The 13,905-nt window shown below is 74.5% G+C and carries 13 protein-coding genes; 6 read left to right on the forward strand and 7 right to left on the reverse strand.

Features of this window, described 5'->3' with window-relative positions; all coding sequences use genetic code 11:
* Nucleotides 1-55 precede the first annotated feature (55 nt).
* Together WMF43_RS39845 and WMF43_RS39850 are read left to right on the forward strand one after the other, a co-directional pair.
* Complete coding sequence (locus WMF43_RS39845; RefSeq protein ID WP_437673082.1) at nucleotides 56-2,392, forward strand: kelch repeat-containing protein; 2,337 nt, start codon at nucleotides 56-58, stop codon at nucleotides 2,390-2,392.
* A gap of 9 nt (nucleotides 2,393-2,401) precedes the next feature.
* The gene (locus tag WMF43_RS39850) at nucleotides 2,402-2,671 is read left to right on the forward strand and encodes a YciI family protein (protein WP_437673084.1); all 270 of its coding nucleotides are present in this window, start codon (nucleotides 2,402-2,404) and stop codon (nucleotides 2,669-2,671) included.
* Nucleotides 2,672-3,219: 548 nt separating this feature from the next.
* Here WMF43_RS39850 and WMF43_RS39855 read toward each other — a convergent pair.
* From WMF43_RS39855 to WMF43_RS39885, 7 genes are all read right to left on the reverse strand, one after another.
* Nucleotides 3,220-3,606 (reverse strand): type II toxin-antitoxin system VapC family toxin, encoded by a 387-nt coding sequence (locus tag WMF43_RS39855; protein WP_437673085.1) that lies wholly within the window; start codon nucleotides 3,604-3,606, stop codon nucleotides 3,220-3,222.
* A gap of 1 nt (nucleotide 3,607) precedes the next feature.
* On the reverse strand, nucleotides 3,608-3,841 hold the full coding sequence (locus tag WMF43_RS39860) for a type II toxin-antitoxin system Phd/YefM family antitoxin (RefSeq protein WP_437673087.1): 234 nt from the start codon (nucleotides 3,839-3,841) through the stop codon (nucleotides 3,608-3,610).
* A gap of 237 nt (nucleotides 3,842-4,078) precedes the next feature.
* Complete coding sequence (locus tag WMF43_RS39865; RefSeq protein ID WP_437673089.1) at nucleotides 4,079-5,386, reverse strand: hypothetical protein; 1,308 nt, start codon at nucleotides 5,384-5,386, stop codon at nucleotides 4,079-4,081.
* Complete coding sequence (locus WMF43_RS39870) at nucleotides 5,383-6,294, reverse strand: hypothetical protein (RefSeq protein WP_437673091.1); 912 nt, start codon at nucleotides 6,292-6,294, stop codon at nucleotides 5,383-5,385. The genes WMF43_RS39865 and WMF43_RS39870 overlap by 4 nt, the downstream gene beginning before the upstream one ends.
* Complete coding sequence (locus WMF43_RS39875; RefSeq protein ID WP_437673092.1) at nucleotides 6,291-7,247, reverse strand: hypothetical protein; 957 nt, start codon at nucleotides 7,245-7,247, stop codon at nucleotides 6,291-6,293. Before WMF43_RS39875 ends, WMF43_RS39870 begins: the two co-directional genes overlap by 4 nt.
* Entirely contained in the window at nucleotides 7,222-8,031 is an 810-nt protein-coding gene (locus WMF43_RS39880) for a ParA family protein (protein ID WP_437673094.1), read from the reverse strand. The genes WMF43_RS39875 and WMF43_RS39880 overlap by 26 nt, the downstream gene beginning before the upstream one ends.
* A 74-nt stretch (nucleotides 8,032-8,105) precedes the next feature.
* Nucleotides 8,106-8,522: a hypothetical protein gene (locus WMF43_RS39885; RefSeq protein WP_437673096.1), complete on the reverse strand. Its 417-nt coding sequence runs from the start codon at nucleotides 8,520-8,522 to the stop codon at nucleotides 8,106-8,108.
* Between the two features lie 201 nt (nucleotides 8,523-8,723).
* Between WMF43_RS39885 and WMF43_RS39890 the strand changes: the two genes are divergently transcribed.
* The 4 genes from WMF43_RS39890 to WMF43_RS39905 all read left to right on the forward strand — a co-directional run bounded on the left by WMF43_RS39890 (nucleotide 8,724) and on the right by WMF43_RS39905 (nucleotide 13,775).
* Nucleotides 8,724-11,453, forward strand: a complete 2,730-nt coding sequence (locus WMF43_RS39890; protein ID WP_437673098.1) for a TonB-dependent receptor domain-containing protein — start codon at nucleotides 8,724-8,726, stop codon at nucleotides 11,451-11,453.
* A complete protein-coding gene (locus tag WMF43_RS39895) occupies nucleotides 11,450-12,214 on the forward strand; it encodes a hypothetical protein (protein ID WP_437673100.1) in 765 nt (254 codons plus the stop codon). Before WMF43_RS39890 ends, WMF43_RS39895 begins: the two co-directional genes overlap by 4 nt.
* A complete protein-coding gene (locus WMF43_RS39900; protein WP_437673102.1) occupies nucleotides 12,211-12,711 on the forward strand; it encodes a hypothetical protein in 501 nt (166 codons plus the stop codon). The genes WMF43_RS39895 and WMF43_RS39900 overlap by 4 nt, the downstream gene beginning before the upstream one ends.
* A 134-nt stretch (nucleotides 12,712-12,845) precedes the next feature.
* Nucleotides 12,846-13,775, forward strand: a complete 930-nt coding sequence (locus tag WMF43_RS39905) for a hypothetical protein (protein WP_437673104.1) — start codon at nucleotides 12,846-12,848, stop codon at nucleotides 13,773-13,775.
* Nucleotides 13,776-13,905: the final 130 nt, after the last annotated feature.

Here is a 13,905-nt window from a genome sequence, read left to right on the forward strand (position 1 = left end):
CAGGTAATCTGGCGACGACCGTCCTGTGATCGAGCGAAAGGCGGAGCCAACCCCGATGAGAGTCAAGCGCGTCTGGCACGTGGATCCGGTGATGCGCCTGTCGCTCCTCGCCCTGACCTCCCTCGTCGCCCTGGGCCCGAGCGGCTGCGGCGGTGAGCCCGAGCGGGCGGCGTCGGCCCCGGCGAACGCGCTGCGGCAGCGCTTCCCGGACCAGGCGACGCTGGTGCTCGAGCAGGAGCGCGCCCTCGCCACGAGCGACGGGTTCGCGCTGGCCACGCCGGGCGCCAGGCGGCGCGTCGAGATCGCCCTGCCCCGCGACGGCCGGCAGGCCATCCGCCTGCGCGGGTTCGGCGGCGCCGAGGTGCGGGTGCGGGAGCTCGGCGTGCTGGGCGAGGGCGCGCTGGCGGAGCGGGCGGTGGCGTATCCGCGGCAGGGCGGCACCTCGTTCTGGGCGGCGGCGCCGGGCGGCGTGGAGGAGTGGCTGCACCTCGAGGCGGGCGCCGCGCCCTCCGGGGAGCCGGCGGCGGCCTGGGAGGTCGAGGACGCGACCGTGCGGCAGCGCGGCGACGGCGTCGAGGTGGTCGACGCGGCCGGCGTGGTGCGGCTCGCCGTGACCGCGCCGAGGGCGTATGCGGCGGGCGGGCGGGAGGTCGGCGCGAGGCTCCTCGGGCGCGGGGCGAGGATCGAGCTCCAGGTAGACGCGAGCGGGGAAGAGGTGCTGGTCGATCCGCTGTGGGTGCCCACGGCCTCGATGCACGACACCCGCGCGGCGTACACGGCGACGCTGCTCCCGGACGGCAGGGTGCTGGCGGCGGGCGGCGCGGACGGCACGGCCTACCGGGCGAGCGCGGAGCTGTACGACCCGACCACCAACACGTGGTCCCCGGCCGGCGCGATGAGCGCGCGCCGCTCCATGCACACGGCGACGCTGCTCCCGAGCGGCAAGGTGCTGGTGGCCGGCGGCTACGGCGGCGCGAACTTCCTCGCGAGCGCGGAGCTGTACGATCCGGCGACCGACACCTGGTCTCCGGCCGCCGCCATGCGCCAGGTCCGCATCGACCACGCGGCGACGCTGCTGCCGGACGGCAAGGTGCTGGTGGCGGGCGGCTGGGCCGAGGGGACGGCGCAGCCGAGCGCGGAGCTGTACGACCCGGCGACGAACTCCTGGTCTCCGGCCGCGGACATGCGCGACGGCCGCATCTTCCACACCCTCACGCTGCTCGGGAACGGCAAGGTGCTGGTGGCGGGCGGCACCCCCGACGCCGTCGGCTCCCTGGCGCGCGCGGAGCTGTACGACCCGGCGACGAACTCCTGGTCTCCGGCGGCCCCGCTGGGCCAGACGCGAAGCCATCACACCGCGACGCTGCTCGGGAGCGGCCAGGTTCTGGTGACGGGCGGCGTCGAGTCCGAGCTCGTCGAGCTGGTGAGCGCAGAGCTGTACGACCCGGCGACGAACTCCTGGTCTCCGCGCTCACCGATGGAACAGCCACGCTCGCTCCACACGGCGACGCTGCTCGACAGCGGCAAGGTGCTGGTGGCGGGCGGACGGGGCGTCGGAGGGGCCTTCCTCTGGGCGAGCGCAGAGCTGTACGACCCGGCGACCGACGCCTGGCTCCCGCGCAGCCCGATGGCCGAGGCGCGCGACTGGCACACGGCGACGCTGCTCGGCAGCGGCCAGGTGCTCATCGCGGGCGGCCGCGCCCCCAGGAGCTCGCTGGCGAGCGCCGAGCTCTACTCCGCCGGAGGGCCGCTGGGCAGCGCCTGCACGCTGCCCGACGAGTGCCAGAGCGGCGCCTGCGCCGATGGCGTCTGCTGCGACGCCCCGTGCGGCGGCGGCACGGGCGGCGCTGGAGGCACGAGCGGCGGCGCGGGCGGCAGCGGTGGCACGGGCGGCGCTGGAGGCACGAGCGGCGGCGCTGGAGGCACGAGCGGCGGCGCTGGAGGCACGAGCGGCGGCGCTGGAGGCACGAGCGGCGGCGCTGGAGGCACGAGCGGCGGCGCTGGAGGCGCGGGCGGCAGCGGAGGCACGGGCGGCAGCGGCGGCGGCGCGGGCGGCAGCGGAGGCACGGGCGGCGGCGGCGCGGGCGGCAGCGGAGGTACGGGCGGCGCTGGAGACACGAGCGGCGGCGCGAGCACCGGCGGCGCCGCCAACGCCGGCGATGGCGGACGCGCGGACGGGGGCGCTGACGCGGGCGGCGACGGAGGACCGGGGCACTCGGCCGGTTGCAGCGTCGGGACGAGCCCAGCCGAGACGCCGGTGCTGCCGTGGATCGGGCTCGTCGCGCTGCTCGCTCGTCACCGATCGCGGGCTCGCCGCGGCCTGCGCGCAGAGAGCCGCAAGGCGCACATCGACGCCGCTCGTCGAGCGACGTCCCGCAGCGATTTCGGTTAACCTCGGGCCATGTCGAAATACGTGATCTTCTACGAGATGGCGCCAGGGGCGATGGACAAGGTCGTTCAACTCTTCCCCGCTCACAGCGCGCGCCTCGACGAGTTCCACGGCCGCGGTCTGTGTCTTGGAGCCGGCCCGCTCGGCAACCCGCCCGAAGGCGCCATGGGCATCTTCACCACGCGCGAAGCCGCCGAGGAGTTCGTGGCGGGCGACCCCTTCGTGAACCAGGGGGCGGTGGCCAAGTGGCGCCTGGTGGAGTGGAAGGCGGCGTTCATGTAGCCGAGCGGGCCCCGAACCCCGTCGAGCGCTCCCCGTTCCGCGCACGCCAGGGTTCGACCCCTCACGCGCGCTCCGCGCTGCGCGCGACCGGCATCCCCGACCCCTCATCACCGCTCTGCATTGCGGCCCGGAGGGGTCCGGACCCCCCTTCTGGCACAAGATCAAGCGCCCCGGCGGGGTTCATGGCACAGAAATGCGCGTTCCAGAGCGGATTCTGGCACAGTTTTCCCCCCGGAGACCGCTCTGAATAACGTCGTCGGGGGGTCCAGACCCCGGTGTGCCGCAATGCATTGCGGTTGAGCCAGTCCCCGACCCCCCTCATTTGGCACAGACCAGGGCCGCGTTGGCACACTCAGGGCCGCGGAGGGCTCGGGACAGGGGCGGTGCGATGACGACGGCCGGCCGCCGGCGCGCCAGTTCCGGCGTGGGCATCCGCCCGGAAGGTGCTGAGCGAGAAGAGCTACGGCGTCGAGGGGCAGCGCGACGCCGGCGATGCGCCCGCCCCCGCAGCGGCCTCGGAGCGCCTTCGCCCGGGCCGCGCCTCCATGTCACCAGAGACGGCGAACACCATACTGTTCGAACACCCTCTCGTTCGTGATCAGCGGGACATCTAGCGCCAGCGCCTGCGCGATGAGCATGCGGTCGAAGGGGTCCTTGTGCGGCCCCGGCAAGCTCCCCGCGCGCTGCCCATCCGAAACCGAGATTCCGAGAGGTGTGAATCCCTGCCTTCTCAGGCAGTCCATGATGTCCGCGGCGACATCGAGAGCCCCGGGAAGCTTTCCGATCCTCGCTTTGGTCGCGATTTCCCAGGCGCTTGCTGCGCTCACGAAGATTTCGTTGCCGTCATCGGAGATAAAGGCGCGCGCCGGGAGCGAGAGCTGCTCGTCCCCGTCAAGCCACCAGAGGAACGCGTGAGTATCGAGCAGGGCGCGCATCTCATTGCTCCCATGCAGCGAGCTCATCGTCCGGTAGCGGCTCGAAGAACGCGGCGTCCACCCTCGCACGGCCGCGCATGCTGCCGAACACGCGCGCCGGCGCGGGGGCCTTCACCGGGACGAGGCGAACCACCGGCTCGCTGCCACGGGAGATCACGATCTCCTCGCCGGCGCACGCTTCCTCGATGAGGCGCGAGAGGTGGGTCTTGGCGGTGTGGATGGTGACTTGCTTCACCCGGAGCCTCTTGATATCGGTCGCGCTGCGATTGTGGACTAAGATGTTAGTCCATACTGACTCACGGAGCAACGTCCGGGACCGCGTTCCGAACGGTGGGCCGCCAGTCCCCGCTCGTCTGTCACGAGCAGAGGCCGCCTTGGCACACGCAGCGCCGCTGGTGCTCCGGGATGAACGGGGCGACGCGTTCCTGCTCGCTCCCCCGCCCCACCACGAAGCGCCCGGCCAGCGCGGCCGTCACCACCGGTCCTCGACCGCCTCCACCCTCACCTCGCACACGTCGTCCCCCCGGAGCGGCGATCTCGTCTCGTGCACCCGGAACCGCGTCCCGATCTTGAACAGCCCACAATACGTGTCCTCGTCGACCGGCCGCTCGATCCCGAAGTCCACGCGGTGCAAGAGCTGCATGATCGCGAGCGCCGTCCCCTGCTGGAACAGGAGCCGGCCCCTCGTCGCCAGCCCGTGCTTCATCGCGTAATACGCGCTCTCGTGCGTGATCGGCGCGCGCAGCGAGAGGACCCGGCCGGGCTGGAACTCCGGCGCGGAGAACGCCCCCCAGCCGAGCGCGCGGGCGAGCCCGAGCAGCTGCTCGAGGCGCGTGTGCTGGTCCTTCCCCACCGGGCCACACGCGGCGCGGAACGACGGCGACGAGAGCATCCCGCCGAGCAGGTGGAACGCGCCCGTCTGCGCCGCCTCCCGCACCAGCGCCTCGAACACCGGGACCAGCTCCGGCGATCGCCGCTCGACGAGGTGCACCGTGTCGAACGTCTTCTGATCGATGTAACCCACCGGCAGGAGCGCGAGGTTCACGCCGTACGCCGGGATGAGCCCGCGCTCGTCGGACCGGAGCGCGCCGAGCTCCCCGGACATCGCGCTCGCCGCGCGGCGCACCTCGGACGCGGCGCCGCCCTCGTACTCCCAGCTCACCCGCGCCGACTCGATCACCTGGCGCGTCAGCGTCTCGCCCACCCGCAGGCGCTCGGAGCGGCGCGTCAGGAGGAACGTACAGACGGCGTCGCCCCGCGCGACACACGTCACCTCGTCCGCCTCGAGGCGGCCCCAGTCCGACGGGAACGCGAGGCTCGCCGCGGCCGAGCAGTAGCCGGCCGCGAACGCGTCCACCGCCGTCCGGTTCTGGACCCGGCCGCCGTACTTCGCGAGGTAACTCGTCCCGTGGAAGAGCGACTCCGCCTGCACCGCGCCGCCCTCCGCGCTCAGCTCGAACCGGAGCCGGCCGTGCCCCATCGCGGCGAACAGCTCTCCCGCGAGCTCGAGCTTCTCCCGCGGCGACGCGCCGGGGCGCTCCGCGTACAGCGGGCCGAGCAGCGCCTGCGCCGCCTCGAACGCCGCCTGCCGGCGCACCCCGCGGCTCTCCCCGCCGAGCGCGTCGAAGATCGTCTGCTCCAGGAAGAGCGCGTAATGGTGGCTGTGCGCGAGCACGAGCTGGTCGCCCACGTGCAGCAGGCTGTGCGGCGCGATCGCGCCGAGCAGGTCGCAGAGCGGGCCGTCGACGCGCGGCCGGAAGCCGCGCCGGGACGCCGTCACAGGAGCCTCCGCAGCGCCGCGCGATCCAGGCCGAGGATGTCCGCCACCGCCGTCTCGATGAGCAGCACCGACTCGGCGGCGAGCGCGCCCGGGTGCTCCAGCGCGAGCGGCGTCAGGCCGGCGCGCAGGGCGAGCCGGAGCCGCGCGACGTGCGGCTCCGGCGAGCGCGCCTCGAGCAGCGACACGAGCCGCTCCGCCCGGGCGACCTCGGCCGACGGCGCCTCCGCCGGCGGCGGCGTCCCGCCCGTCCGCCGCGACGGGGCGTTGGACGGCGCCCGCGACGGCAGCGCGCGCGCAACGCCCCGCACGAGGTCGTCCACCGTGTCGGCGCTGAGCGGCTCCTCGAACAGGCCCGGAGGGTCGCTCAGCATCTCCTCGGGCGGCTCGGCGAGCGGCAGCTCGGGCGCGATCGCCGCCTCGAGCCGCTGCGCGACGAGCCGCGCCATGCCGAGCGGCATCGTGCCGTCGAAGAGCGACGCGACCACGCAGGCGCGCACGCGGCGCAGGAGCACGGTCCGGCCGCTCAGCTCCAGCGTGACGACGGGGTTCGGGAGCTCCTCCGCGCGCTCGCGCGAGCCCGGCGGCTTGCTCGACGACCGGGCGCCGCGGACGCGGCTCGACCGGGCCGACGCCTCGCGCTCCGGGACGAGCCGCTGCGCGGCGAGCTGGCTCCCGAGGTACGCGTCGCGCAGCCCCGCGGCGACGTCCGGCGGCGACAGCGGCGCCCCCTCGCGGACGAACAGCGCGTGCACGCGCGCGTCGGCGAGCTCGAAGACGACGATCGCGTCGAGGCCGTCGACGCCGTAGCCGATGCTGTCGAGCGCGATCGGGGCGAGCGGATCGTCGTCGTCCAGCGCGCCCGCGAAGGAGGCACGACCGAGCGCGGGCTCGCCGTGCTCCGTGCTCACCCGACGACCCCGACCGCGGCGTCGAGCGCGTGCCGGCACGCGATCCGGACGGCGTGCACCTCGCGCGGCGTGAGCGGGGACGATCGCATCAGGCCGACGATGTAGGCGGCCGTGCTCACCTGGAAGCCGATGAGCTGGAAGAACGGGCCGTCGCCGACGCAGAGCTCGAAGCGCTGCGACGGCGCGCCGGGGAGCGCCGTCACGAGCGAGCCGACCGCCGACGCGATGAGGCCCGAGGCGGCGAGCCGCGCCTCCGTGTCGCGGATCGCGCCGGCGAACGGGAGCCCGGCCGCGTCGGCCAGGAACACGTCGGTCGCGCCGGTCGCCTCCGCGATCCACTCGACCGCCTTCTCGCAGCGCATCACCGGCCCCGCGGCCGCCGAGAGGTCCGGGAACCGCGGCAGCGCGCGGCCGGCCGCGAGCTCCCGGACGGCGTCGTCGAGGCGCTGCGAGAGCGGCCCGGAGAGCGCCGCGAACGAGGCCGAGGACGCCGGCGACGGCAGGTCGAGCGCCATGTCGTGGCTCGCCAGCTCGTGCCGCGACAGCTCGTACCGCGACAGCTCCTGCCGTGACAGCTCCTGACGTGACAGCTCCTGCCGTGACAGCTCGTGCCGCGACAGCTCCTGCCGCGACAGCTCCTGCCGCGGCTCGACGTCGTCGCCCGACGGAGGCAGCGCGCTCCGCAGGCCGAGCCCCGCGCCCGCGCCCGCGCCCGACAGGGGCGAGAGGTCGCTCGAGGGCGCGAGCTCCTCGAACGCCGGCGACAGGGGCGACGCGGACACCGGCTCCGGCTCCGACCGCGAGGGCGGCGGGCGCGACTCGAACGACACGAGCGGCGCGCCCGCGGGCGCCATCGACGGCGCCCGCACCTTCCTCGACTTGGTCTTCTTGACGAGCGCCGCGGCCGTCGCGACGGCGCCGTCGATGTCAAACGAGGAGCGGGATCGGGTCATCGTCGTCCTCTGCCGGGGCGGGCTCCAGGCGTACGAGCACGTCGTTCGCGAGCTGATCGAAGATCCGCGCGAGCGGCGGGGGGCGCTTCTGCATGAGCAGGAGCGGCGCCCCGCGGAGCGACGCCTCGAGGAACGCCTCGTCGCGCGGCACGACGGAGTCGAGGATGATCCCGTCGGGGAACTTCGTCCAGAGCGTCTCGGCCACCTCGAGCGACGCGGACGCCTGCCGGTCGAACATCGACAGCACCATGCCGAGCACCGACAGCCGCGGGTTCTTCTCGGCGCGGACGCGGTCGATCAGCGCGAGCATCTGGCCGACCGATCGGAGCGCCAGCGGCTCGGCCTGGAGCGGCAGGAGCACGTGCGTCGCGATCTCGAGCGCCCGCGTCGTGACCTTGCCGAGCCCCGCGGGGCAGTCCATGACGACGAGATCGAAGTCGGGCGCGAGCCGCGCGATCACGCTGGGGAGCACGGGGCCGCGGGCGAGCGCCTCCTCGAAGCCCGCGACGGTCGTGGGGTCGACCCGGCCGACCGTGAGCACCTGGAGCTGGGGATCCCGCGTCCGGAGCAGCACCGACTCGAGGCGCTCGACCCCCGTGAGCAGCTCGGCGACGCCGGGCCGCGCGCGGTCGGCGAGGCCGAGCGACAGCCCGAGGCTCCCCTGCGCGTCGAGCTCGAGGATCAACGCGCGGTGCCCCGCGCGCGCAAGGGCGAGCCCCAGGTTGAGGGAGATCGTGGTCTTTCCCACGCCCCCCTTCTGGCTCGCGACCGCGATGACGTACATGGGCTCCCTGAAAGCGCCCACGGCGGTGGCGCGCGGGCGCCATTCTAACAGGACGGCAGCCCCGGGTTGATCCGCTAAAGCAGCGAGATCCGCTTCATCAGCGTGCCGCAAAGGTCGCTCTGCGGGTTGCGCTCGCGCTCGAGCGCGAGGCCGGCGCGGTAGATCTTGTCGGCGCTCTCGAGGTTGCCGAGCATCTCGTGGCAGATCCCGAGCAGCTCGTGATCGCCGGGGTCGCTGTAGATCGAGACGAGCTCGGTCAGGGCGGGGACGGCGGCGCGGTGGGCCTCGATCATCGCCTCGGTCGGCTTCGACGGGACGCCCTTGGCGAGGATCATGAGCCGCAGCACCTGCCGCTGATCCTCGGGGCGGTGCTTGAGAAACTCCGGCTTCTGGAAGAGATCGCGGTACCCCTGGTAGGCGGCCTCGAGGTTGCCCCCGCGCGCGAGGGTGACGATGGACTTGACCGCCTGGACGAGCGCCTCATTCGGCATGGCGACAACGATACACGGGCCCGCGCCGGCTGGGGAGGGCGTGGCTGCCGCCGCGCGACGCGCGCACGTGGTCGAGCTCGTCACACGAGTCCGTCACAGACGACGCGCGCGCCGCGCGAGGTGATGCGCCGGGGCTTCGCTTGCGGCGCCGGTGTGCGCCGTGGTAGTCGCGTTGCGCTCCCTCGCCCCGAAGGGACCCTCGTGGAGACGCACCGCTGGCTGTTCCTCTGTTGCCTCTCGGCGGGCGCGCTCGCCGCGCCGGCGCTGCGCGCGCAGCCCGAGCCGGCGCCGCAGCGCGAGCAGGCGCCGCAGCGCGAGCAAGCACCGCAGCGCGAGCAGGCGCCGCAGCGCGAGCAAGCGCCGCAGCGCGAGCAGGCGCCGCAGCCCGCCGCGGTCGTGCCGCCGCACGTGCTCGAGCACGTGGATCCGATGTACCCGCCGGAGCGGCTCGCCGAGGGCGTCGACACGACGGTGACGCTGTTCGTGACCGTCGAGCGGGACGGGTCGGTCAGCGACGTCGTCGTGGCCGAGCCCGGCGGCGCGGGCTTCGACGAGGCGGCCATCGCGGCCGTGCAGCGGTGGCGCTTCTCGCCGGCCATGCGCGGCGGCGCGCCCGTGCGGGCGCGGATCCGGGTGCCGTTCCACTTCGCGCCGGGCCCCCATGAGCAGGAGCCCGCGCCGGCGCCGGCCGAGCCCGCGCCGCCCGCGTCCGCGGCGGCGCCGCCTCCGCGCGCCGCACCGGCGCCCGCGCCGACGACGGCGCCGGTGGAGGAGTTCTCCGGCGGCGTCGCCGGCCCGCACGCCGTCGCCGAGCCCGGCAAGCCGATCGAGATCCACGTGCAGGGCCGGCCGAACCCGCCGCGGCGCGCGTCGAGCGACTTCCGGATCGGCCGCGCGGTGCTGTCCGCCGCGCCGCACGCGACCGCCGCCGACCTGCTCCGCACCGCGCCGGGCGTCCACATCGCGCACCCCGAGGGCGACGCGGTCGCGCAGCGCATCTTCCTGCGCGGCTTCGAGGCCGAGCACGGCCAGGACGTCGAGCTGCGGGTCGGGCCGATCCCGCTCAACCAGCGCTCGCACGTGCACGGCCAGGGGTACGCCGACCTCAACGTGATCATCCCGGAGGTGGTGCGGTCGCTGCGCGTCGTCGAGGGCGTCTACGATCCGCAGCAGGGCGACTTCGCGGTCGCGGGCAGCGCGTACTTCGATCTCGGCGTCGAGGAGCGCGGGCTCCTCCTGAAGGGCACGCTCGGCTCGTTCGGCACCCGGCGGCTGCTCGCGCTCTGGGCGCCGGAGGCGCAGTCGGAGGACACGTTCGGGGCCGCGGCGGTGCGCGCCACCGACGGCTTCGGCGACGGCACGCGCGGGGCGATCTCGGGCGCCGCGATCGGCCAGTACCGCGTGACGCTGCCGGACGAGTTCTCGGCGCTGCTCCACGTGGCGGCGCACGGCGCCCGCGCGAACCTCGCCGGCGTGCTCCGGCGGGACGACATCGAGGCGGGGCGCGTCGATTTCCACGACGCCTACCCCGACCTCTCGGCGCGCTCGCAGTCGGCCGCGTCGACCCGGCTCCAGCTCGCGCTCGTCGTCGAGCGGGCGGACGACGACGGATCCCGCAAGAGCGCGTGGCTCTGGACGATGGCGTCCGGGTACCGGAGCCGGATGAACTTCACCGGCTACACCCAGCGCTCGCGCGAGCGCCCCGCGTGGACCGGCCGCGGCGACCTCTTCGAGCAGTCGAGCCAGGACGCCGCGCTCGGCGGCGGCTTCACCTACAGCACGCCCGAGGCCCCGGTCACCTCGTGGCTCACCGGGCAGGCCGCGCTCGGCGCCGAGGTGCAGACCGACTGGATCGATCAGGCGCAGAACCTCCTCCAGCAGCCCCAGAACGAGACGTGGGACCGGCGCATCGACGCCTCGATCCAGCTGACCGGGATCGGCGTGCACGGCGACGTGCTGCTCGAGCCCGCGCGCTGGGCGCGCCTGCGCGGCGGCCTGCGCGCCGATCTGCTCGTGTTCGACGTGGACGACCGCCTCGGCAACTTCATCCCGGCGGCCCAGAAGGAGACGCACATCGAGGGGTTCCGGCGCACGGCGGCGGGCGTGGCCTTCGGCCCGCGGGCGACGCTGGAGGTCGATCCGCTGCCCCGGCTGCGCCTGTCCGCGTCCTACGGCCACGGCTACCGCTCGCCGCAGGCCCTGTGGCTCGAGGACGGGGAGAACGCGCCGTTCACGGCCGTGAGGAGCTACGAGGTCGGCGCGACGCTGCGCCCCGGCGGGGGCCTCAGCGCGACCGCGGCCGCCTACGAGACGCGCCTCTCCGAGGACGTCGAGGCCGACCCGACCGAGGGCGGGAGGATGCGCCGCATCGGGCCGACGACCCGCCGCGGGGTCGTCCTGTACTTGCAGGCGGCGCCGAGCCCCATGCTGGTCTCGACCGTCAGCGCGACGTTCACCCACGCCACGAAGGACGCGCCGCCCGCGCCGACGCCCGACAACCCGAGCCCGTCGTACGTCGCGGGGGAGCCGCTGCCGTTCGTGCCGCCCGTGGTGGTGCGCGCGGATCTCTCGCTCCGGCGGGAGCTCGTCGCGATCGCCGGCGCGCCCGTCGAGGGGCGGCTCGGCTACGGCGCGACGTTCCTCTCGCCGCAGCCGCTCCCGAGGGCGCAGCGGGCCGCGCCGGTCCTCGTGATGGACGTGTCCCTCTCCTTCCGGCGGCGCCTCGGCGCCGGGCGCGGCGACGCGCCGTCCCGGCCCTGGATCGAGGTCGGGGTCGAGGCGCAGAACCTGCTCGACGCCGAGTACGCCGACACCGAGTACTCGTTCGTCTCCAACTGGCCGACCACGCCGGTGCCGTCGCGGCTGCCGGCGCGGCACATCAGCGCCGGGCCGCCGCTGACGATCCTCGGCAACGTGACGCTCTCCCTATGAACGACCGCCTGGCAGCGCCGACGATGAACGACCGCCTGGCAGCGCGGAGCGCCCTCCTCCTGCTCCTCGCGGCGCCCGCGATCGGCTGCGCCGAGACGAGCCAGCCGGAGGTCTCCTACGACGCGCACGCCGAGGCCGCGCTCCCCGGCGCGATCGCCGCGGGCGCGTGGACGGTCGCGCTCGAGGAGGCGTCGGTGGCGTTCGGGCCCGTGTATTTCTGCGCCGCGTCCGGCGGCGCGGCGACGCTCTGCGACGCCGCCGTCGCCGAGATGCTCTCGATCGCGCGCGTCGACCTGCTCGATCCCGCCCCCCAGCCGCTCGGCCGGGTCCACGGGTTCGAGGGGGAGATCCGGAGCGCGTCGTTCGATTACGGCGTCCACTGGTTCCTGACCGAGGCGTCGCCCGCGCCGGCGCCCGGGGCTCCCGGGGGCCACTCCGCCCTCCTGCGCGGGCGCGCGACGCGGGGCGCGGAGGTGCTCGACTTCGTGGCCGAGGTCGACGCCCTCCCGCAGAACCCGGGACAGAACGCCGTGCCGAGCGTCGGGGTCACCGCGCGGGTCGGCGCCGAGCCGGTCCGGCTGGTGGTCCGGTTCGACGTGGGCGCGTGGATCACGCGCGTCGATTTCGACGCGCTGGCCGCGGACGGAGCGGCCGAGGTCGCGATCGCGCCGGGCTCGCGGGCGCACAACGTGCTGGTCAAGGCCATGACCGCGCAGGACCTGCCGGAGCTCCGCTGGATCGACGCGGCGGGCGCGCCGTGACGCGCCGCCGCGGCGCCGCCGCCGGCCCGGCGCGGGCGCTCCCCGGCGCCGGCTGGCGCGCGCGCTGGCTCGCGGCGCTCGCGGTGCTCGTGCAGCTGTGTGGCCTCTCGCACGCGCTGCTCGTCCGGCACGCGCGCTGCGAGCACGGCGAGCTCGTGCACGTCGTCGCCGCCGCCGCCGCGCTGCATGAGGCCGGGCGTCGGCCGCCCGGAGCGGAGCTCGGCGAGCGCGCCGCGGAGGACCCCGGAGCGGAGCTCGGCGAGCGCGCCGCGGAGGACCCCGGAGCGGAGCTCGGCGAGCGCGCCGCCGAGGACCACCTCGACGACGACCACTGCGACGCGTTCACCCTGCGCGGCCAGCTCGGCGCGCCCGTGCACCCCGTGGCCGAGGCCACGCTGCTCGAGGTGCTCTGCCCGGCCTCGCTCCGGCCCTCGCCCGAGGTCCGGCCCATCCCCCTGCTGATCCTGGCGCCGAAGAGCTCCCCGCCCGCGGCCTGATCCCCTCGGGCCTCATCACAACACGAGAGCGCGGGCGCGGGGCGCGCGACGCAGCGCGGGCCTTTGCTCGCCGGGCGCGCCCGTGCGCGCTCGCTCGGACTACGGCGGATTCAGGACGATTCAGGAGCTCGATCATGCAGAGAATGAGAGAAACAGGGTTCGTGGCGGCGGTCTGCGCGCTCGCGCTCGTCGCCGGGTGCGGCGATGGCGGCGCGGCGTCGGAGACCGGCACGGTGCAGGTGTTCGTGGAGCCGGAGGACACGATCCCCGAGGGCCTCGAGCCGGGCACGGGAGAGGAGAACATCGCCGACGGCTGGAAGGTCACGTACGAGCAGTTCCTCGTGACGGTGGGCAACGTGCGCGCGGGGCGCACGGACGCGGACGAGACGCTCGGCGACCCCTCCGTGTTCGTCCTCGATCTCAAGAACGCCCCGGCCACGCGGTACGTGATCGCAGAGTTCCAGGACGTGAGCGCGGTGCGCTGGAACCACTTCGGGTTCGACCTGCCGAACGCACGCGCTGGCGTGAAGACGTTGCCTCCGACCAAGGAGGACGACGTGGCCATGATGGTGGAGAACGGCTATTCGCTGTTCTTCGCGGGCGTCATCGAGAAGGCGGGCGGCGAGTCGTGCCCGCCTCCCGGGGACACGTGTGTCCCGGCGGAGCAGGTGCGCTTCCGATGGGGCTTCTCGGCCGGGACGTCGTTCGACGACTGCGCGACCGAGGACGGGCTGACCGGGTTCAGCGTGCCGACGAGCGGCACGGTCGCCGTGAAGCCGACCATCCACGGCGATCACTGGTTCTTCGACAACATCACGACCGGCGTGGAGCTGACCAAGCGCTACGCGCAGTACGTCGCCGACTGCGACCTCGACGGGGACGGCGAGACGACGATCGAGGAGCTCAGGCAGGTGAGCGCCACCGACGTGTTCGGCGACGAGTACAACATCACCGTGCCCGGGGACCCGATCGAGACGGCGTACGACTACGTCGTCGCGCAGGCGCGTACGCTCGGCGATTTCCAGGGCGACGGCGAGTGCCCGACGCGCAAGGTGCTGCCGTGATCGGATGACGGAGGCGGGCCGCGCCGGTCATCGCCGGCGCGGCCGCTGCTGTGCCGCCGCGTCTCCTGCGAGGCTGGCGCCGCGTCCCGTGGGCGCACGATTCATCGTTCGTCTCCGAGCTCAGGCGCGA

The sequence above is a fragment of the Sorangium sp. So ce131 genome (genome assembly GCF_051519095.1).
Lineage (GTDB): Bacteria > Myxococcota_A > Polyangia > Polyangiales > Polyangiaceae > Sorangium.